The sequence below is a fragment of the Stenotrophomonas sp. ZAC14D2_NAIMI4_7 genome, assembly GCF_003086675.1.
In the GTDB taxonomy this organism is placed as follows: Bacteria; Pseudomonadota; Gammaproteobacteria; order Xanthomonadales; family Xanthomonadaceae; genus Stenotrophomonas.
On the sequence record NZ_CP025995.1, the window covers coordinates 4,130,154 to 4,151,361 of the forward strand.

The following is a 21,208-nucleotide window of genomic DNA, read 5'->3' on the forward strand; positions in this document are numbered from 1 at the left end:
ACGCCCCCTCCCAAGGGTTCAGATGCGCTCATTGAGTGCATCACCAGCCAAGCGGCTCCACCCAGGGAGCCGCATGGTCAAATGTCCGAGTAGCTTTCGGCCTCCTTGAGGCTCTTCTCGTACGCAGCGATCTGCTTGCCATAATCGCCGGACAGATAGGGCTTATCACTGTAGTCCAAGGCTGTGGCGGGAAGGGCTTGGAGCACCACGCGACGCTGGGGAGCATTGCGGATCTCCAAGGTCGTCCACGACTCATCGCCTCTCACAAATCCGACGTTGAATGTGGCGTCACGCTGCCGATCTGCCGCTAGTCCCCCGACCGAACGAAAGTCGCTAGTCAAAGTCGACACAGCCACCGGCGTATCCGAGCCATTCAGGTAAAGACTGGCGCGCCAGTTGATCTGACTCAGCGGCAGCTTTGAAGCATTGATCAAGGTAGCTCTGATCGTCGGCTTGATACCAAAGAACCCGCTGCTGAGGGTTAGCTCGGTGTCCCTGGCGATGACCTTGGCTAGTTCGTCCATCGTGGCAGCCTCAGTGGCGGCCTTGGCCTTCAAAGCTTCGATCTTTGATGGGTAGGATTGCTTGACCTGCTTGACCTCACCCCGAATCACCTGACGAACTGATGCATTGGGATAGGCCTGATGGAGCTTGGGCAAATTCATGTCCGACACGGCCCAATTGAACGCAGCCCGCTCGTGCTCACTCAGCCCCTTGCTGATCTGTTCAAGTCCGGAGTTGTATTCCTGCTTGGACCCACCAGTGACCAATGCCTTATCCGCTGCGCCACCGCAACCACAAAGCGCAAGCACCATGGTTAGCGACAGCCCCACCAGCGCCGCCGCTCTCGATCTAGAACTCATCTGACTCATATCCGCCCCTGTTTGAGAGGCCTAAAGATATCTGGTTTTTAGATATCTGAGAACTAGATATAGCTTCAGAGGCCGCTCAAGCAAGGCGCGCCTGTGGCCAAGTCGATCCATCGCAAGGAGTACATCGCTCTGATCGAGGCTGTGCGCAGCGCCAGGATCTCGGCTGGCCTGACGCAGGCCCAAGTGTCTGAGCAGCTTGGCAGAAGCCAGTCCTTCATTAGTGATGTCGAACGCGGCAAACGTCGTTTGGATATTGTGGAACTGCGTGACATCGCCCAACTGTCTGGCCTGACACTGGCAAGCCTGGTCGCTGACTTTGAGAGCCGCCTCAAGGCTTTTCACGGCTAGCCGCGTTCCCGCCACCCGCTCGTCTTGGGACTATCCAAGCCCTCAGCTACTACCGCAACCTCAAGTGCAGCGCTCAGAATGTGCTCAGCCGAGGCATACCGTCGCGCTGGTAGTGCAAGGATTCAAGGAAAGGCCTTAGGTACATTCTATCGGTCCAATTCTTCAATTGGCAGAGAGATCACGGGGTGCTGTGACCTTGCTAGATTGCCGCGAGTGGTGTCCGACTGATCAGCGATCGGGCAGTCGCTTGGACGTTCACTGGCAGGGAACCTGCAGATGCCAGTAGCGAGATGGCGTCCATCGCCGGCAACGACAACTTCACCCGCAAGTTGGCCAATGCAAAGCGAGGGCGCATTGATTTCAATGTCTAGCAGCAGGGAACTATCGTTGGTGACCTCGATGTTAGCGGCTTTGATCGTAAGCGCCTTGCCTCATAGCACTCAGTGCATTTCAGTCTGATCTGGCCCATCGATAGCTGGTGATTGGGCATCTAGCCGTCCTCCAGCCTCCAAGTACTCTCGGATCGCGGCCAGATCATCGACACTTCCACTGCACATGAGCGCTAGAGCTGGGGCACCGTTGAACAATCTTGCGTTGTTGGGCCGACGGATCCAGCCATCAGCCTGTGTCCGGTTGGGAAATATTGTGTGTAGCGCTCGATAGATGCCCAGAACGTAGCTAATCCTTTCGAGAGTCTCCTGCTGGAGTCCCTCGACAACCCCTGTCTGTGCCAATGCGAGAACAACATCTTCGGGCTGGCCAAGAACTGCACCCTGCTCAACTATGCTCAGGGACCATGCGTTGGCGATCTGGCTGAATGATCGCAGGGCCGGCCCAGCAAGGGCAGGGTCGATGCCGACAATACGCATGCTCATTCGCTCAGCCTGTGAAGTCACTGCGCACATGCTACCGCCAATTGGTTCGATCGATTGTCCACATTGAAAGGACAATGGGCCCCGATCGCTGGCTCTCATGAACGAACGGCCGTCCTGGCCGTGAAGAATGAAAACTCAATTAACGAGACTGCGTGCCGCTAATGATGGAGAGGCACCCCGTGTACTGGCCGCATGACTGATCTAACCGACTTCCCCGACGACACCCGCGTGTACTTCATCCGTTACATCGACGGTTACACCCAGCCACACAAGGGAACGGAGTCCACGTCTGTCAGGTGCTACTTGGCGCCCATTCCACATGGGTGGGGGTCAGATCCATCTAAACTTGATGATCGTCAGATCGCGCGTCTGTTCTCCGACAAGAATCCTGAGGGTTTCATCTGCACCATCTTCGCGGGGTCACTAGCAACCTACGTTGCAGGGCAATGCTTCATCCGCGGAGAGGATGGCAGGGGTGTCTATGCCGGAATGCTGACTCCGAAGCAGCGAAAGCTGGGCAATGCCTTGGCCTTCGGCGAGGAGTCCAGGCTGTACAAGGAGTACGAGGAAGACCACGAGAGCGGGCTATTCCCGTCCACCAAAGTTGGGGAGCGCTCCACGGGCGAGGCCGTTGTCGCACTTCCCCAATCCCAGTTGCACCTTCAGGAAGCACTGAATTTCGATTCCAGAATCCTGGTGGCCAGAGACACGAGGAGCCGTGACGAGCAACATCAGATTGAGTACATCATCCCCAGGACCGTGATCTTCCGGGCGTTCTACGCGTTCAATTCCACCATTGCAGACATCTTCACCGCCGGGCCGTGGAGTACCGTCAGGTCCAAGGCCATTTCCGAGCAGGAGTTCGCCGGACACGTTACCGGCATCGATGAGCAAGGCGGCTACTGGAAGATCGTACTTGCGTTGGGCATGACGCTGGATGATGGTCCAATGATGGCCCTCTTCCGGTTTGATCACTATGCAGAGACCCGGGCCAAGCGCATTCACGAGCCCATTCTGAGAGCCCAACTGGACGCTGCCACCTGGGGCGCCGAGGAGTCGCGTTGGTGCTCCAATGCCGAGATCCCATTGAACCCGTTCTTGGGACCATACCAAGGCACCGTATCTGGCTACTTCTTGAACCGCCGCAAGGACGGCGGGTTCGCCGGCAGGACTTTCCTGGTGACAGCGATTCACCAGATGTCCTTCTCAAAGCGACTCCCGGCAATCGCTACGATCCTGGTCAATGATGCCACCGAGGGTGAGAAGGTCATTCATATGGGAGGACCTAGGCCACACAACCATGGTAATAGGCCTCGATCGCCTCGTCCTAATGGCAAACCGACGGTAGACACGCATGAGGCTACCGAGCGGAAGCCAGGGTTTGATATGCCCTCCATCTCCTTCGCTTTTCATCCGAAGCCAAAGATCATCCGGCTCAAAAAGGATCAGAGTTTCAAATACAGTTCCAAGCGAAAGAAGGACAGTGAGGAGCCCACCACAGAGATTTCTGGCGGCCGAAAAGCCGGCAAGCAAGAGGATCTCAGCCACGCCCACAGTGCCCATGAGAAACGCGAGGCATCGGAGTTGCTGACTGAACTGATGGCGATTCTGAAAGTACTCAAGACGAAGGGGACCATTGCAGATTACAGGGTCGTCGCCCCCGTTGACTCCGAGCAGCGCGTCCAAGTTGGCGCCTACCCTTGTTGGAACTTCCTGGGCGAGGACGAACGCAAGGAAGTCCGCATTGGAAAAGCTGGTTGGGGAACGCGATCTTGGATGTACCTTCAGAAGGCAGATTCACACTACAGAGCCCTCGCTCGCACAGCATTTGTAATCAGACTGTCGCTGCCCAATGGCCTTGCGGGCCTATGGATTGAGGTCGAGAGAAGAAGCAAGAGAGACAAGAGCAATGAGTCCATTGCGTCGGCGTTTGTCGTTTCAGACGATCTCGCTATCCGAGCAGAGACGCAGGCTGCACTCAGCATCATCCGATCGGTTCAGGGCGTCTCGCTAGCCAAGGCATTTGAGAGGAAAGGACGCGTCTGCTACACCCACCCTCACTACATGGAGAAGCCAGGTAGCGACAAGTGGAGCTTGGCGCCATTGGAGGCCTTCCTGAAATCGATAGGCAACGGTCAGGCCCAACCATAGCTTGGTCGCACCATGCACCATAGCCCCCCTTCCGCTACGGCGTCTCCCCATCGATCGCGATCATTGCCACCGAACGCATCAGGTAGAGGAGAGCTTGCGTGACCGATGCGGCCATGGCCCCAATGAACCTGTTAGGCTTGATCGACTCGGAGGTCAGTTCAGGGTCAAATCCGCCCGTCGATTAGCGCTAGGCCGCTCCGGATCAAGCCCCAAGAAGGCGCCCGAAATCATCTCAAATTATTGAATTTTCAATATTTTTCTCAAATCAGCCAAATTTTTTGGGCAGGCAAACGGCTCCTAACTGGGCCTAGGTCACAAATTGACACCCCGTTCCCGATGTCCGATACTACCGGCACTCGGCTCGAGTGATGCATCGCTCGCCGAGACTGACTGTCAGTGCACCGAATCGATCGATGCTGCACTGATGGAACTTTTATGGCGCCCAAGGGCCGGAAGAGTGCTGCTAGGTTCTCTCGTCCGGACGACGTCATCGAAGGTTGGAACTTAGCTTATAAAAATGAACGTTGATGTTGGAAAGGCCGTTACTTACTATGGGTAACGGCCTTTTCGTTTTGGCATCCAACAAGGAATTTGGTGTGGAAAGCGCAGCCATTTGGAAACCCATCCTCCAGCAGATGTTGAGAGGTCAGCCTCCCGAACCTGCAGCTCGGCTCCTTCAGCGGTTGGCCAAGAGCCCCGAGGCCAAAGCACTTGGAGGCTTTGACTACAAGCGGATGGGCTTTCCGCGGTTCAAGAATTTCCTGGATGCCTGCTCCGACGTTCTGGATCAGCACATCAGCGCTCATGGCGACATGCTGGTCTCGCTCCGCGGAGCCACAGTTGATGCCCGCTCGGAGGCAGTGCGTCCGGCTCCTTCTTCAATTCGAAGTGACGTCTGGATAGCATTCTCCAACCCCGATCCCAATCGCATCAGGTTCATCAATCGCACTACCGGCGAGGTCATGCACCACGTCTTGGCTGCCGGCGAAACGGTAGATGGCATCCGCCCGGGCCAGGACTGGGTTCAGATTGAACCGGTGGCTGCAGACGTCCAAGCCTCCTGGATGCGCGAGTTTGCAGCACAGACTGAGGGCGTCAATCCGGAGGACCATGCAGTACTCGGACAGTCGTACAGGACTTACGCCAGCGCCGTCTTCGCAAAGGAACTCGGCCCTCTAGGCAAGCAGTGGACCAAGTTCCGCACTGCAAAGATGGTCGAAGCGATTCAGAAGTGGTCAGCAAGGGTCAACATCGCCCTGGCAACACTCACCCCTGCGGCTACCAATCGTTCAGAGGCAACTGCGGTTGAAGCACCCAAGCAGGAAGCAGTCACCTCTGGCCTGTCTGCCAGAGCGCGGGCGCTCAAGCTCATAGATGCCCTCACCGACGAAGAGATATCCAGCACTCTGGTACCGCTCATGGCTTCGATCATCATGGTGAAGGCACAGCGCTAGCAGGAGATCCAAGGATGGCAATCTTCGTAATCGGACTTCCAAGCAATCTCAGAGCACGCTTCATCGCGGAAGCCGCTCGTCAGGGGCAGAGGCCAGAACTCAGCTTGGTTGTGAAACAGCAGTACCGTTATGAATTCAGTCCTCCCAACGGACAGTGCGTTGCGGACCTGAACAACTTTGCCATGCAGGAAGCCTGGCCTGACCTTACGGTCGTAGTTCTGCCATACGTAGCCCTCCCCCCGGAGATGAAGCCCGAACTTCAGGTGCTGGCCGATGAAGGCGTCAGGATCATTCGACCTGTTCGTGGCGAGAATGGCTGGCCTCTTCGACTTGTGGGCCAGGAGGCGGACGACGATTTCACTGGCGAGGTCTACAAGGCGCTGGTGGAGCAACTCGGCTGGGCGACTACCACAGCATCCCCCGCCGAGAAATTCCGCAGGTCAGCTCAGAAGTATGGCGACTATCAGATCTTGGGGGATGCCCTGGACAAGTGTGATGACATCCACCACACAAGACACCGATTTCTCAAGACCTCGGCGGAACTCTTGGAGAAGTTTTGCAAGAAGCGCGGTGCCGTCCAGATGGGACTGGCCAGTTACTTTGGTGATCGCGGCGTGGACCTTGCGACGACCGGTGGCGTCAAGACAACCATCTACCTCATGAAGTCGGATCGCATCATCGAGAAGAGGTCATCGAACATGCACCTCAAGGAAGGGGATGCGACAGCGCCAATTGCGTGCCCTCGCATCTACTTCCAGCATCTCGACCGCGATCAGCAATTCCGTCTGTTCCTCCTCTACGTCGGGCCTCATCCGCCCAAGGATCTCATCCAGATCACGCGAAACGTCCAATGGGAGCATGGCTAACCTGTGCATTCAGGCTAGCCACCAACAGCCGACCGACCGGCAGCCAGGAGAAGGTACTTGCAAGGGAAGGATTTGAGAGATTTGCTTGAAGCACACCCTAATGCCAAACATCACCTGAGCGACGCAAATGACTACCTAGTCAGCTATCGCTTCGACACGGGAACTGAGGTCGCCTTCGACCCACGCACAGTCAAAATGTGCTCCGTTTTCTTGGCTAAGATGCCGCCTGCTGGGCTCTATCACCCCGATGACCTGGTCATCTACGAGGACGACGATGAGCCATCAAGCGCGCTGCGTCGAGTCTCCACCAAACTTGCATCCACTCGTCCCTTGTATCGTGTCAAATTGAAGGACCCCGACCTGGCCAAGGAACTCTTGGACTGGGCAAGGCTGGCCTAGCGGGCCCGCGATTGGACATAGCGCCACGTACAAGTGATCGGCCAGGAGAGAACATGGAACTGAGCTGGGTACAGTCATTGGTCGACAACCAAGTGCAGGAATCACTGTATCTGGAGCTCAAGAGAGGCGATGCCCTCTCGCCTCAGAACAACAGCAAGACAGAGATGATCAAGGACGTCACTGCGCTCGCGCATGCCAGTGGCGGGCACTTGGTCTACGGGATTGAGGAAGAGCCAGTCAATGACATTCCGGCCGCAGCACGACTCCGGCCGATCACTGATAGGAAGCTCAACAAGGACTGGGTGACCAAGGTCATCACCGACAACACTTCGCCAAGCCTCACCAAGTTTGAGGTCTTCGAGTTCCCAGTGGACGGCGGCAGGGTCCTTGTCATCAAGGTAGAAGAGGCTTCCACCGCTCACCAGAATCTTCTGGACTACCGCTATCATCAACGAGTAAACACGGTGTCCCGGTTCATGGCGGACTTCCAGATCCGCGACCTTATGTCTCGTCGCTCATCACCAAGTTGCGAAGTCCGGGTTCGTCTCGAACGCGTTAGGATCAATCGCGATGACCATGTCTACCGGCTAAGAGTCGAGCTGCTGAACACCGGTATGGTTTCAATGGAGAAGTGGTGGATTTCCATTGATGTTCCTAAGGAATGCCTTGCTGGATTGACGTATCCACAATCGGAACTGCGAACCCACCCACGTTTCGGCAAAGTTGTGCGCGAAGTGGATAAGGGCGGCTTCGACTTCATCAGGTTCTCGTGGGGAGACCCCTTCTTCGATGGCGATCGCTACATTCTCCACCCAGGACAGTCACTGGATTTCGGGCCGAGCAACGACTCGCTCCACACTCAAGCCCCCCTCCCCCCCATAGTTGTCGAGTTCAATGACCGAATCTTCCGCAGCTTGGTACATAGAGCGCCGGAACTGCAGTGGACGCTGTACACCAACCATGGTCAGCCTGTCTCGGGTTCGGTGCCATTCGAGCAGTGGTGCAACTTCTGAGTGAAGGGCCCGGGTTCCTCATGGGTGGCATCCCCCAATACCAGTATGCGCGGCACGCAACAGATAGAGTCGCGTCCAGAGCAAGCGGAGCCAACTGCTCCAGTGTCAGATTTGACTGAGTGAACTACGATGACCACGGCAGAACTGTATGTGCCTGGTCACGTTGTCGCGCAGTCGGCCGTAGAGCAAATCAAGTTGGCCCTCCGCGGCAGACATTTCTGTCGGCGCCAGACTGCGAAGATCGAATAACACGTATGCCTCTCTGGGATTCGGCTGCCGCGATCAAACCGCAATACTGTCGGCCAGAGACTGAGACTGCAGTTGCTGGAGTACGCCATCCCACCAAAGTGCCGTGAATGTGACGGGTACCTCCTGAAGGGCGTTGCTTTGGCGCCCCGCGACTTGGTCCAGGCAGGACATGGCGGCGCATTCCAACCGCGAGCGGATGATCGGAGTCACACCTAGAAGATTACTACCGATCTCCGCATACAAGCGGACGCTACTGACCACCCGGCCTGAGACCGCTTGTTGACACTTTTTCGCGTCAGCGATTGGGATCGAGAGCAACTGCTCCAGTACGTCCCCAGTCGTGGTTTCGGTAAGTTCCAGCAGTGCCAGGGCCATGACGTTTCTCCAGTTACGGTGAGGTAGCGCTTATTGCCACTCGATGTCGGTATCCATAACCGCCTGTGTATCACCGACTCAGTACGTTCCGACATCCCTAATTTGACATAACTACCCCCATTTGGACGCCCGAATCTTCAGAGCCCGACTCTGCAACTCCGCCGTACCGACGATCCACTCGGACTAGATTTTGAGCCGTTCCCATCATAGAGTTCTGCCAATTACAGGGAACGTGGTGAGATAGAGATGTCAGATGGTTCGATATTCGTAGCGAAGCTAGACGACAGAGCAGTCATTGAAGCCTTTCATAAGGTCGTAAGGGAGTTTCCGTCCCAGCTTGAGGTTGAGTTCACCAGCCAGTTTGGCGAGCTAGCTGGTGAGCAACTTGCCATATGCATGGAACCTGGCAGCCTCTTGCTGACCAAGGTTTTCCTTGACTTTGGTGCCTGCTCCTGGACTTGGCATCGACTGGGACCTACAGACTCGAAGCTCTACCCACAGTCTGCCGAATACGACCGCATTGCCTTTTCAGCCAAGCAATACCACGCCGTAGGACCAGATGCTCCTCGTGTTGATCAAAAACTGAAGCTCGCGTTTCAGCAACCATTGACCGAGATCGACCCGTCTTCGCCGCTGAATCTTGCCACTGGTCGCGAGGTACTTCAGGCGCTACAAACGGCATCTCAGAGACTGATCACGGAGACGGCGGAGCATCGGACCAAACTGGAGATCGACTTCGCGGCCAGGGAAGCCGCTCGGGAGGAACGTTTCAGCCAAATTCGTCAGCAGGATGAAGACCGCCTCAGTCAGGAGCGAGAAGCCGCGCAGGTCGCCCATGCAGAGCGAGTAGCTGCCCTAGATCTTCGCGAAGGTGAGCTGGACTCGCTGAAGAAGACTCTGGACGATCGCAACAATACTCACGTTAGACGCGAGATCCGCTCCAGCCTCCTTGATCTTACTAAGGAGCGCCTGCTGAATTTTCGCGTTTCCCCTGAGACCCGAACCCAGTACATTCTGGTACACGCGGTTTGCTCGGCGGGAATCGTGTTCTTGCTTGGACTCGCGGCGGTCACCGCCGTCAAGTTCGACAGTACTCTACCGACAACTGCATTTGCGCTCTCTGCCGCGCGCTCCTTGCTGGCCGGTGCGGCTGCAATCGCCTTGGGTGCGTGGTACTTGAAGTGGTTGAATCGATGGCTTCAGAGGATCGCCGACGCCGAGTTCAAGTTGCAACAGTTCCGCCTGGACATTGAGAGAGCATCCTGGTTGACCGAGACGGTCTTGGAATGGAATCAAAGCTCTAAGGAGCCGTTCCCAGAACTCTTGGCCAGTCGCCTATCTACTGGTCTGTTCCAATCGACGAAGGACGATGTCGAAGACCCGCAGACATCGGCCAGCCAGCTCGCAGAGGCTCTGTTGGGGTCCGCCGCATCGGCTCGGCTGAAGCTTGGTGATCAGGAACTCTCACTGGATCGCAAAGGAATCCGCCAACTCGAGCGCCCGGATGCAAGGTAGCAGCCGGCCCCAACTTTGCGAGCGTGTCTCACTTGGGCTCAGCCCTGAACTGAATCGCTGTTTCGAACGGGATTGATAGACGGGGGCAGGACATCCTCCCCTCTCCGCCGACTACGCAGAGATCAACAGATGGACTCGTATGCCCCGCCGCTCATTGATCGCTGCTGCCTGTGTGGGTCAACAGAGGCACTCTCAGGAGAGCATAAAATCAAGGCATCGGCATTGCGATCGGTGTTTGGCGACCAGAAGGCGGTGATCGTTCGCGACGGAGGAGGGTTCCGGCACGCTCAGAGTTCGAGGTCAAAGGCCTATCACTTTCAAGCGCGAGTCTGCGAGCCATGTAACAGCGCTCGAACGCGGCCGGCAGACCTTGCCTTCGACGAGTTCCATGCCGTGGCATCCCACCTCGCCAGTCGTAGTCATGACCCAGCCGACGTCACGCATGACCCTCGATTCAGGGACGCCTCTGGGGAACTCTACTTAGACGTATTCAGATACTTCGCCAAGTTGATGTGCTGCCATCTCGCGGAGATGGGCGCGCCGTTCCAGGATGAGCTTGCGGACTTCGCAATCGGTCTTAGTGATCGCAATATCGTGGAACTGAGAGTTGACCTGGATGAGGCATACAAACGTCTGCAGAACGAGCTTTCAGCGACACCTTACGCTGCACATGGCGGGCTGATTGTCACTGGAGACAAGGATACCCTAGCCCCTACGTCATTCTATTCGACGCTTACGGTTGGGCCGGTACGCTACTGCTTCCGCGTCAGCTACAGTGAACAAGGTCAGGCGAACCTTATGCATGATCATCCGGAGTTCTATGACTGGTGCACCCGCAAGATCGCTGACCTCATCGCCAATCCATTGAGTGCAGATGCCCGGCAGTTGCTCGGCCTACCTCCCCATCCCGACGACCTGCCTCCAGAAGCATGAGCCGGCCTATCCAGGCTGGCTCTCGTGCCCTTCCAGAAAACAACTCTAGAACGCTCGCCTCGACCACTCGGCAACCACACCCTTCAGCTCCATTTTCACCTCGACGATTCCGTCTCTGGTGATCAAGTCTCCTACATCCGTCACCCCAGTTACCTGGCGACGTAGGGTGCTCAACTCAAACCCGTAAGCGAGGGCGATGATCGCAGCCAGGTCCTCATCCGAGGCAGTGCCTGGAACGCGTACCCGTGGCAGTAGATCCATCAGTGTCTGCGCATCCCGCCTAAGGCTTGCCCTCTTGGCGACCTTTGGGGGCATAGTCACAGCCCATCCGTAACGCGCCCGAACGAATCCGACCCAGACGCTCAGGTTGGCGCGCGAGCCAGGTGCCGAATCCAAGTACCTCACTAGATGCTCTTGCGCAAAGGGGCCTCCGAGATCGGCGGCCTCACAGAACGCCTGTGCCGTCCTCAGATACTGGGCCTGGGTCCGAGTTGGCTTACCTGCCAGCCATGTCCTGTAATCAGTCAGATATCTGGCCCAGGGTTTGGATGCACTCTCCTCCAGACTACGTTCGATCAGCGCGATGTCACGAGCTCGGGCACGAGCATTCTCGTCAATCTGGAGCCCGTAGCGCTCACAGATGAAGCGGGTCACGTTCAGATTGGCCCTCAGTTGCTTGGAGTCGAATAGACGGAGCAGATCGGCCGCCACTATCGGCTGATGGGTGCCAGCATCCAGGTCGATGGCACGAAAGAAAGGTGCAGCTTGGACAGCTTTCTTGGGAAGTCCGCCAGTAGCCACGTTCCTCGCGAGCAGCCATTCGCCAAATGCGGTGTACAGGGAGGCGACCCACTCGCGCTCAATGGTTGCCGCGCTCAGCGCAACCTCTCGCCTGAGGCGTGCCGCGATCGAGCATGAATCACAGCGGGCCGCTCCGGCGCCCTTAACCGTTGAACCACAGTCTGGACACATGTGCTCGGCTGGCTGGTCACCGCCACATCCGATACACAGTGGCCTCCCCTCTTCAGTGACCGAGACCACCTTCCTGTACCTCCGGCATCGCACGCAGGTGGCATGCGTGTGCTTGTTCAAACACGATGGGCAAGCCTTTAGGTTGTCCGGCAGGTGTGCAGCACCTGCCAGACGCTGACTTGACCGCTTGCAGATAGGGCATTCAATCTCGGGCGTGGTGTACGGGAAGCACGATGGGCACACGAAATGCTCATAAGTGATGGGTGATCCACCGTCGGGGCCAGGCGTGGTATCCCGGATGATGCGCGCTTCGGGCGCGGGCCTGTCACACCTGATACAGCGCCTCTGGTTACGAAGACAAGCATCACAGGATGGTGCTTGTGGCTCTGACGCGTGATGCACCACTGTCCCGCTGCATGTTGGGCAACTGCAACTCACGAATTGACTGCTATAGCATGTCCCGCAGTACTCGCTGCCCTTGTACAGCTTATGGGCATTGATCATCGGGGCGTAACAGCCATCGCAGGTTCGGCGCCCCTGTTTATCTGTACTCATTGCTTCTTCCAATCATCTTGAACAACACATCTGCTCTCATCTCGCGCCATCCACTGACGCGCTTTCGCTGAGCCTCACCTGCGGACCTCAACTCGGCCCGATTGGATATCGGCCCGCGATTGACGCGTCCCGCAGGAAGCTGCTCCGCTAACCGCTTTATCCAGGGGGGCATCTGTTGGCGAAAGTACCTCTGGGTGACTCCCATAGACTCACCCATCGCTACCAGGCCAGCGGGTCCAAGACCGAGCAGATGCGAGAGCAAATCCATGTCCGCGTGACGATCCGGCACCCTGCGCAGTTCGATCCTCAGCCCCCGCTCTGGCCCCATCCCCATCGACCTGCAGACCGGCTTGAGTGATTGGAGAAGTACATCGCTCCCCCAAAGCACCTCAGCCCCGGAACAGCAATGACCGTTGAACTCAACTTCGTTGCTGGGATCCATCAGGCATCTGAAGAGGAATGACTGCAGAGGCAAAGCGCGCATTGCTGCCGTGGCGGGAGTAGTTAGGAATCGATTGCAGTACCAACATCTACGAAGATCAAATCCATGTCGATGGGGTTGAACCACCGCCCCGCAATAGGGGCATGCATCCTGCAGAACCCTTTGGTGCAACGGGCAAACCGTCCAGAATGACAGTCGCCACTGGCGAAGATACGCTCCATTTTCCTCCAAGCACTCCGGGCAGAAAGTTAGACCGTGTCTGAGGCGAGTCCGGTGATACACGCCCATGCTGTTGATCCAGTGGTAGACCCCTTGGGGCGGATCGCAGGTGCGCCGTGTCACTGCATTCCATTCGCCAAGGGTGAGTCCATTGAGCATCTGTAGAGATCTTCCTGACGGATACGTCAGCCGCTCCAACAGGGCTTCGGAGGCGCAGACATCAACATCCCTGGTCCAGACCTGAAAACCAGGCGCATGGAGCGCCATGAGCTTGTGAGACGAAATTCCGTAGTCGATTGCGATTCGAGCCAAGTAGCTGGAAAGCAGTTCGTCTGGCACATGCGGTGGCCAGACGATGCGCATGATCAGATCTCGGCTAGAGCGCTAGCATGAGAAGCGCTCTCTTGAGCGGCCCTGACAATCTCGATAGTGATCCTCTCTTCGCCAGACCTGATCGCCATGGCTGCTGCGCTACGAAGTAGAGTCACGGTCCCACCAATGGCCTCCCCGCCCGCGGAATGCAAGACCGGCGCCAGCGTCTCTCCCGCCAGCCCAGAGGGCTTGGCCAGGGGGAGCAGACGCTCATAGGTGTTGAGGAAGTTCAGATACGGCAAGTCCATGGCCCACTTGGGAATGGACAAGGCACTGAATCGTGATCGCATTTGGGCATCGAAGGCCAAAGCATGAACTGCCGCCTCGGTGCCGGCAGCAACAATACTTAGATTCAGCTCATTGCTGAGCTTACGGATGCCTGCCAGAACATCCGACGTTCCCTTCCTGGCAAGAGCGACGTCATTGAACTCATCGATTGCGAGCACTCGAACCTTCAGTACGCGAAGGACGGAGGCCACCATGGTGTACTTGGCGCTGGCCGGGTCGCCTCTACGGTGAGTAGTCGCACAGCGAGTGAGCACCTCTGACCATAGTTGGGATAGGTCCGGCTGCGCAGGCATGTTGATCCGGAGCACCGGAAGGCTAGTACCCCCGTCGCCCAGTTGTACGGCTGGATGGCGCAACTGGAACTGCCGGAGGAGTGCCGTCTTGCCATTGTCGCCTCGAGCCACAATCAGCCTGCACGGCGGCCGCTGTGTGGAGGGGTACACGATGAGTTGATCCAACTCATCCAGCACAGTCATTGCCTTCGGGTAACCAATCCAACGATCTTTACGTGCAACTGCGATGCGTTCCTCGTTGGATGCGCCCATATAAGCAGCGACCTGATCATGCAGATGGGGATAGCTACTCATCAGTTGATCTCTCCAATTTCAAGGACTTCGAGCGGCTGCGAGAAGATGTTGCGGTCAGGGGCCTTCGCTCCTGACTGGTGCGGCGGCGGCGTGGCTTGCGAGCTTTGCGCGGACTGGGATGCAATCGAACTGGGCTTTGCCTTGGGAGCTTTCGCCGCTTGGCGGCGAGCAGCCTTGGATTTGGCTTTGGACTCTTCGACCAACTTTCGATTGCTCTCAATGCTCTGGAAGATGCGTTCCTCGTCTACAGCATCCTTACCTTCAGCCTTGATTCGCTTCTTTGCTTCACGTAGTTCGCCGGCAGAGATCGCCGGATGGGCCATGTTTCGATAGGGAACAGCAATGTATCTTTCGGAATTTGGATCCAAGAAATAGATCTCGCTGATGTTTCGAGGATCTCTTGCGAAGATGAACTTGCGTTTCAGCTTCGGGTTGTCCTCATCCGTCGCCCCAATGTGGCGATCAAGAATCGGGTCATAGTAGAAGACATTCTCAATCCGCACGCCGTACCGCTGCACCGTGACTTGGAAGTAGGGAAGGAAATCCATACGAACCCGGTCTGGATCCGCCGGCAGCATTCGACCCACACCAGGCTTCTCATCGCCCAGGATCGCGTCCTCCCAAACCTTTATGGGGGCTGCGTCGAGCTGACTGTGCACGCATTGGTGATAGTTGTTGACGATAAAGTTCACCAAGTAGTGCTCCACTTCCCTCAGGGTCAAGCTCGCCTCCTTCTCAGAGTCATAGTTGCCCTTCTCCTGGATGTTGGAGAATGTTGCACCCGGCACTTTCTTCATTTCAGTGGCAACTACCCCCATATAGCGCTCAATGTGACCGCCATAGTTTGGCTTCTTGACCGGCCGCCACTGCATGATGATCTCGTTGGCCTCGCAGCCCCTGTTCACCGCCTTACACTTGAACTCCCTAGCGTTGTCAGCATGCAGGGTTCCGATCTGACCCCACACGGGCCAGTCTCCCTCTACACCTAGTTCGCGTAGATACTCGTTCTTCGTGTTCATCGCATGCGATATACACATCGCGACTGACGTTGCAGAGGGTGCGTCCAGGGTGACGTACAGACCAACAACGGCTCGACTGAATACGTCAATGGCCAAAGTGAGGTATGGACGGCCGATGGGTTTGCGGTGCTCCTCGTCGACGACCATCACGTCCAACGGCGTGTGGTCGATCTGGACCACTGCCAGAGGAAAGTCAGCACCAGGGAAGGAACCTCGGATGGGCTCGTACTTGTCACGCGCCTTGTCCTTCTGGCCACGGCGACGGAGTGCTGTAGCTGGCCGGATATCGGCAATGCGATTCCGAACAGTGTTGGGATGCGGCGGATCAATCTTGGCCACGCGGCAGCGGCGCATCACCTCATCCACGACCGACTTCGGGCTCGGCTTCTGCTTCTGGAGGTAGAAGTCCTCGATAACCGAGGCGATCACTAACTCCTGGTCCGCCTGCAGAAAGCGTGTACCCCTATTCCGTCCGCGTCGAGTTGGGACCAAGGCCGCTACGTGCTGATGGTCGTGATAGAGCGCCAGCCACTTGTAAAGCGTGGACGTGTTGACGCCGGCACTCAACGCCGCTGCGGCAACTGATGACCTGCTGCGGCGAGGATTGTCCAGAAGGGGCTTGATTGCTTCAAAACGCCGTTGCGCCACTGCCCATAGATCATCCGAGAAGTGGTGAACGGGGAAGTTGGGTGTCTCATCCCCGTCTTCCACTTCCAGAACTCGGGACATAGTCTCGATTCGAAGCCTGGCAACCTTGTCGTTCTCGACGTCTTCGGCCAAAACACTGTTGATGTCCAGGGACCGGGTGATCCGGTACCGGCGCTGGCCAACCATGACCTCTACGCCAGGTGAGATATTGATGAAGTTTGAGGAGACCATGTCTTACTCCACCAACCGAATCGGCATCCGCATGCTGAGCGGTTCGGTCAAATCGATATCGAACTCGCCCGCGGCTACCATCTGCCAAAGCGCGGGAATCGCTTGCGCTTGCTCTTCCTTCGGCCAATAGGCGGCTGCGAGCAGGCCTTGGGGTGTTGTGGGCCCCACTGCGGTGGCGGTGTACCTCAACTGCGCTTGCCGAAGTAGAAGGGGTGCCAGATCCCGATAGCGCCTCAGGAACTTCACGTTTGCCAGATAGGGCGTGCGGATATGCCGCTCAGTGACGATCTTGAACTGCCAGTCCCGCAGGCGACAGTGGGCCACCGCCGCCTTGAAGCCCGGGCGCAGAGACACCCAATCAGCCCGCAGCTTCTCGATCGGTTTGACCTCAAATACGACCGTTGGGAGGACATCTCGATCGTACTCGGCCATCACGTCGGGGGTGTAGCGACGCACTGAAGCCTCATGAATGTACGAAAGGGAGAAAGGCTGCTCCTTTACGGACATCACTGTCCGATCAAAGTCCAGAATGAGAAGCAGGTCCCGCTCCAGTGAGGACTCGAAGCCTGCCATCCCGCCACCTTCCAAATTGACCTTTCCGGTAAGGGCCCGGTGGCTATTTTTCAATTTTCGAACGGGGGAATGGGTACGCAGTCTGCTCATTTGATGTTCCCTGCAATGCAGTCTCGTTATTTGATGTGTGTAGTCGCGCTCTCTGGTGTTGAGCATAGACTAGGAACGCCTGATTCTAGGGCGCTAACCGGCCCTTTTTCGCGAGACGTGTCTTTGATTTAGCTAGAAGTGACAGCGGCAATCCCCCCTGCCCTGGCGAGATATCCCTGGCCCATCACGGCGTGCTGTTCCTGGACGAACTGCCCGAGTGGAACCGCAGCGCCTTGGAAACCCTGCGCGAGCCGCTGGAATCGGGTCATATCCGCATCGCGCGTGCGGCGCGCAGTGTGCAGTATCCCGCGCGATTCCAGTTGGTAGCCGCGATGAACCCCTGCCCGTGCGGCTGGGCGGGCGACCGCAGCAATCGCTGCCTGTGCACCGATGAGCGCATCACCCGCTACCGCGCGCGTGTGTCGGGCCCGCTGCTGGATCGCATCGACCTGCATATCAGTGTGTCACGACTGGATGCGGTGGAACTGCGCGAGAGCACGCCACTGGGCGAACCCAGCGCCACGGTACGCGCACGGGTTGAAGCAGCACACGCCAAGCAGCGGGAACGCGGCGGGCTGAATGCCCATCTGCCGCCCGCCACGCTGCGCACCTGCACGCGGCTGAGCGAAGCCGACCAGGATCTGCTGGAACAGGCCATCGAACGGCTGCAGCTATCAGCTCGGGCGATGCACCGCATTCTGCGGGTCGCGCGCACCATTGCCGATCTGGCCGGCAGCGAGACCATCCAGACCGCACATCTGGCCGAGGCCATCGGCTACCGGCAACTGGATCGCGGCAAGAACAGCACCTGACAACAAGCAGGCGCCGGCAATACCCGGCGCCTGCCGCAACACTCAGCCCGCCTGGCCCAAGCGCACCTTCAACTGCTGGATTTCCTGCGCGCTCACGCCAATCGACTTCAGGTACCCCTCGGCTCCACCGTACTGGCTGTGCAGTGCTGCCAAGAACTGCTCCATGTTCTGCGGCGCGGTGCCGGACATGCCGGCCATCTTGCGTGCGATCTCCGGGTGCTGCTCCAGCATCGCCTTGATCTGCGCGTTCATCGCGCTGTCCTTCGGCTGCCCTTCCAAGTAGTGCGCGGAAATGGCGTAGTTGTGCACGATCTGCGCCTTCGGCACACCGGCCAGGTCCAGCAGCAGGCCGGCGATGATGCCGGTACGGTCCTTGCCCGCCGTGCAGTGGAACAACACGGTGCCATCCTGCTGGGCGGCAATGCGCTGGAACACCTGCTTGAACTGCGGCTGGCTGTGGCCCAGCCACTGCACATAGGCTTCGCCCAGCGAATCGGGGAAGCTGGTCATCATCTTCTGCAGATCCATCTTCTCGGTGCCCATCAGCGAAATGCGCTGGTAGGCGAAGCGCGCGTCATCGGCCAGCAGGTCCGGCGACTGGCGCTGTTCGTCGGCGGTACGCAGGTCGATATCCAGCGTCACCCCGGCGGCGGCCAGGGCGTCGCGGTCGGCGGCGGTCAGGCGGCCAAGATCGGCGGTGCGTACGAAGGCCGTGGCCGGAATCGGACCGTTGCGGCCCTGCAGGCCGGCAAAGCTGCGCACGTTCCAGGCCCCCTGCAGCGGAATGACGCGCTGCGCGTCATCGGCCGTGGGCGCGACATTGGCGGTGGCGGCCGCGGCGCTGACGGTAGCGGGGCGCGCTGCATCGGCGGCGACGGCGGGCGCCGCCAGCGGCAGGGCCAGCATCAGGGCGAGGGTCAGTTCGGTGCTGCGCTTCATGTCGGTCTCCAGTGATTTCAGAAGTTGACGGCCACGTCCAGGCCGAAGGTGCGCGGATCGTTGAAGATGCCGGTCTGGCCCAGCGCGGGGCTGTTGAGCTTGTAGAACAGGTGCTCTTCATCCAGCAGGTTGCGCGCCCACAGCGAGAACGACATGGTGGTGCCGGTGTCGCTCAGCGGCACATCCACCAATGCCACGCGCGCGTTCACCACGAACGAGCTGTCGGTCAGCATCTGGTCGTATTCGCTGGTGTAGAAACCGTCGGACCAGTTGCCGTCCAGATGGAACTTCAGCGCGGCGAAGTTGGCGAACGGCACCAGATAATCCAGCGACAGGCTGCCGGCATTCTCCGGTGCCAGCAGCGGCTGCACGGTCACTGCCACGCCAGCGCCGAACGGGTCGACCGCCGTCTGCGCGTCGATCTTCGTGTAGGCGTAATTCAAGCCGACCGTCAGGTTCTCGATCGGCATCACGCTGAATTCCAGCTCGGCGCCGCGTGACTTGCCATCGCTCAGCGCGTTGGTGGTCACCATGGTGGTGCGGGTTTCGCCGCTGTTGGGATCGAACGGCAGCGAGAAATCCATCTGCTTGTGCGCGATCTTCGAATCGAACAGCGCCAGGTTCAGGCGTGCGCGGTTATCCCAGAACTGCGATTTGAAACCCAGCTCGTAGGCGGTCACTTCTTCCGGGGCGAAGGCGGTGTACGTGGTGGACCGCGAGTTGGCGCCGCCTGCCTTGAAGCCGGTGCTGTACTTGGCATAGACCATGGCCTGCTCGCCGATGTCATAGGCGATGTTGACCATCGGGTCGAAGCGGCTCCAGGAATCGTCGAATGCCAGCTGGGTGGCGGCGCCATTGACGATGTACAGGCTGCCCTTCTTGTCGTCGCGCGTGTAGCGGCCACCGGCGGTCAGGTGCAGGCGCTCCAGCGCAGCCGGCGTCCAGGTGGCCTGGCCAAACACACCCAGGCTGTCGGTCCATGCCTTGCTGGCGCGGTCGATGCGCACCCTGGAAAGGTCCAGCGGATTGGTGGCAGGGTTCAACGTGTAGCTGTTGCCACCCGGACCCCAGACCAGCATGTTCGGGGTCTGCGCGTTGTCGCCGGCGGTCTCGTGGTAGTAGAACGCGCCGCCCAGGAACTGTACCTGCGAGGTGTTGCCGATCAGCTGGAATTCCTGGCTGTACTGGTGCTGGTAGACCTGGGCCAGGCTGTAGCGACCGAACGCCGTGCCGGCACCGCCGTATGCGGAAATCGCATCGACCAGGCCCATGTCAAACTGGCCCTGGGTCAGTTCGCGGTACGAGCTGATCGATTTCAGTTCCAGCGCATCGCTCAGCGTCCACGACAGGTTGAGGAGGTGGCCACTGGTGCGGCCCACGTTGTCTTCCTGCGGTCCGCCCAGGATCGCGCTGTCACGCCGGTCCTGGCTGGCACCGGCAATCTGCAGCGGGCTGAGGTACGCGCCCGGCACCAGTACCTGGGTGTGGTACGGCGTGGTGGCGTCGTAGGAACGGTCGAAGGCATACAGCGCGGAGAAATCATCGCTGGGCTGCCACAGCGCACTCAGGCGCGCACCACGCTTGTCGTAGCTGTTGAAATCGCGCTCACCGCGCATCGGGTTGTCGGTGGTACCGCCACGGCGGGCCTGCACGGCATCGATCTTGAAGCTGAAGTCGCCTACCTTGGGCAGGTCCAGGTGCAGTGCGCTGTTATAGCCGCTGAAGTTGGACACGCCCGCACTGACGCTGCCGCCGAACTCGCCGGTGGGCGCCTTGGTCACGATACTGACCGCACCGCCTTCGGTATTGCGCCCAAACAGGGTGCCCTGGGGGCCTTTCAGTACTTCGATGCGTTCCACGTCGTAGAGCATGCTGCCCAGGCCCTGCGCGCGGCCCATGAACACGCCATCCACGTAGATGCCCACGCCGGCATCGCGCGCCGGCTGGTTGGCATCACCCGATGCGCCGATGCCACGGATGCCGATGTTCAGCGCCGAACTGCGCGTGGCAAACGGGGTGACCCGCAGCGAGGGAATGGAGCCATCGGACAGGCTGCCCAGCGAGATCGCGCTGCGATCCTTCAGGGCTTCGGCATCGACCACCGAAACGGAGATCGGCGTCTCCTGCAGGTTGGTGGCCCGCTTCTGCGCAGTGACCACAACCTGGTCGAGGGCGACCACATCACGCGCGCCGCCTGCGCTGGCGAACGTGCTGGCATCGGCGGTGGGAACATCTTCGGCGTAGGCCAGGGCCGGCAACGTGGCGGCAATAGCGAGGGTCAACAGCTGACGGGGCAACGTGGGGTAGCGCATCGATGTCGGTCGCGGAAGGGAAGAGGCGGCCGCAGTCTGGGTGCGTGAAATGACAGGTGAATGACCGTTCATTCACACATTCGATAACGTAAGATCGGG

16 protein-coding genes and 1 pseudogene are annotated in these 21,208 nt (G+C 58.5%); 9 read left to right on the top strand and 8 right to left on the bottom strand.

Annotation, left to right across the window (positions count from 1 at the left end; genetic code table 11):
* Window positions 1-77 precede the first annotated feature (77 nt).
* Complete coding sequence (locus tag C1922_RS18785) at window positions 78-872, bottom strand: hypothetical protein (RefSeq protein WP_159092038.1); 795 nt, start codon at window positions 870-872, stop codon at window positions 78-80.
* A 93-nt stretch (window positions 873-965) separates the two neighbouring features.
* Here C1922_RS18785 and C1922_RS18790 point away from each other — a divergent pair, with 93 nt between their 5' ends.
* Window positions 966-1,220, top strand: a complete 255-nt coding sequence (locus tag C1922_RS18790) for a helix-turn-helix transcriptional regulator (RefSeq protein ID WP_108751163.1) — start codon at window positions 966-968, stop codon at window positions 1,218-1,220.
* Between the two features lie 440 nt (window positions 1,221-1,660).
* Here the strand turns inward: C1922_RS18790 and C1922_RS18795 are convergent, their stop codons facing one another.
* Complete coding sequence (locus C1922_RS18795) at window positions 1,661-2,194, bottom strand: antitoxin Xre/MbcA/ParS toxin-binding domain-containing protein (protein WP_325051576.1); 534 nt, start codon at window positions 2,192-2,194, stop codon at window positions 1,661-1,663.
* A gap of 93 nt (window positions 2,195-2,287) precedes the next feature.
* Here C1922_RS18795 and C1922_RS18800 point away from each other — a divergent pair, with 93 nt between their 5' ends.
* From C1922_RS18800 to C1922_RS18820, 5 genes are all read left to right on the top strand, one after another.
* The gene (locus C1922_RS18800; protein WP_108751165.1) at window positions 2,288-4,246 is read left to right on the top strand and encodes a hypothetical protein; all 1,959 of its coding nucleotides are present in this window, start codon (window positions 2,288-2,290) and stop codon (window positions 4,244-4,246) included.
* Window positions 4,247-4,773: 527 nt separating this feature from the next.
* Entirely contained in the window at window positions 4,774-5,700 is a 927-nt protein-coding gene (locus C1922_RS18805; protein WP_108751166.1) for a hypothetical protein, read from the top strand.
* 14 nt (window positions 5,701-5,714) lie between these two features.
* Complete coding sequence (locus C1922_RS18810) at window positions 5,715-6,566, top strand: hypothetical protein (protein ID WP_108751167.1); 852 nt, start codon at window positions 5,715-5,717, stop codon at window positions 6,564-6,566.
* A gap of 57 nt (window positions 6,567-6,623) precedes the next feature.
* Window positions 6,624-6,965 (top strand): hypothetical protein, encoded by a 342-nt coding sequence (locus tag C1922_RS18815; protein ID WP_108751168.1) that lies wholly within the window; start codon window positions 6,624-6,626, stop codon window positions 6,963-6,965.
* A 53-nt stretch (window positions 6,966-7,018) separates the two neighbouring features.
* Window positions 7,019-7,978 (top strand): ATP-binding protein, encoded by a 960-nt coding sequence (locus tag C1922_RS18820; RefSeq protein WP_108751169.1) that lies wholly within the window; start codon window positions 7,019-7,021, stop codon window positions 7,976-7,978.
* 282 nt (window positions 7,979-8,260) lie between these two features.
* On the opposite strand, the gene C1922_RS18825 is transcribed toward C1922_RS18820, so the two are convergent.
* Complete coding sequence (locus C1922_RS18825) at window positions 8,261-8,602, bottom strand: hypothetical protein (RefSeq protein WP_108751170.1); 342 nt, start codon at window positions 8,600-8,602, stop codon at window positions 8,261-8,263.
* A 246-nt stretch (window positions 8,603-8,848) separates the two neighbouring features.
* On the opposite strand from C1922_RS18825, the gene C1922_RS18830 reads away from it, so the two are divergent.
* On the top strand, window positions 8,849-10,117 hold the full coding sequence (locus tag C1922_RS18830) for a hypothetical protein (protein ID WP_108751171.1): 1,269 nt from the start codon (window positions 8,849-8,851) through the stop codon (window positions 10,115-10,117).
* Between the two features lie 531 nt (window positions 10,118-10,648).
* Window positions 10,649-11,050: a hypothetical protein gene (locus tag C1922_RS20740; protein ID WP_234413387.1), complete on the top strand. Its 402-nt coding sequence runs from the start codon at window positions 10,649-10,651 to the stop codon at window positions 11,048-11,050.
* 2,553 nt (window positions 11,051-13,603) lie between these two features.
* Here C1922_RS20740 and C1922_RS18850 read toward each other — a convergent pair.
* From C1922_RS18850 to C1922_RS18860, 3 genes are read right to left on the bottom strand one after another with little or no spacing between them, the layout of a single operon-like run.
* Entirely contained in the window at window positions 13,604-14,485 is an 882-nt protein-coding gene (locus tag C1922_RS18850; protein ID WP_108751174.1) for a TniB family NTP-binding protein, read from the bottom strand.
* Complete coding sequence (locus C1922_RS18855) at window positions 14,485-16,383, bottom strand: Mu transposase C-terminal domain-containing protein (protein WP_108751175.1); 1,899 nt, start codon at window positions 16,381-16,383, stop codon at window positions 14,485-14,487. Before C1922_RS18855 ends, C1922_RS18850 begins: the two co-directional genes overlap by 1 nt.
* Before the next feature lie 3 nt (window positions 16,384-16,386).
* Entirely contained in the window at window positions 16,387-16,956 is a 570-nt protein-coding gene (locus C1922_RS18860) for a TnsA endonuclease N-terminal domain-containing protein (RefSeq protein WP_108751176.1), read from the bottom strand.
* A gap of 236 nt (window positions 16,957-17,192) precedes the next feature.
* Between C1922_RS18860 and C1922_RS18865 the strand changes: the two are divergent.
* Window positions 17,193-17,858 (top strand): annotated as a pseudogene (locus tag C1922_RS18865) (ATP-binding protein); the annotation flags it as partial.
* Between the two features lie 42 nt (window positions 17,859-17,900).
* Here C1922_RS18865 and C1922_RS18870 read toward each other — a convergent pair.
* Both C1922_RS18870 and C1922_RS18875 read right to left on the bottom strand, forming a co-directional pair.
* Entirely contained in the window at window positions 17,901-18,797 is an 897-nt protein-coding gene (locus C1922_RS18870; protein ID WP_108751177.1) for a tyrosine-protein phosphatase, read from the bottom strand.
* A gap of 17 nt (window positions 18,798-18,814) precedes the next feature.
* Window positions 18,815-21,079: a TonB-dependent receptor gene (locus C1922_RS18875; RefSeq protein ID WP_234413391.1), complete on the bottom strand. Its 2,265-nt coding sequence runs from the start codon at window positions 21,077-21,079 to the stop codon at window positions 18,815-18,817.
* Window positions 21,080-21,208: the final 129 nt, after the last annotated feature.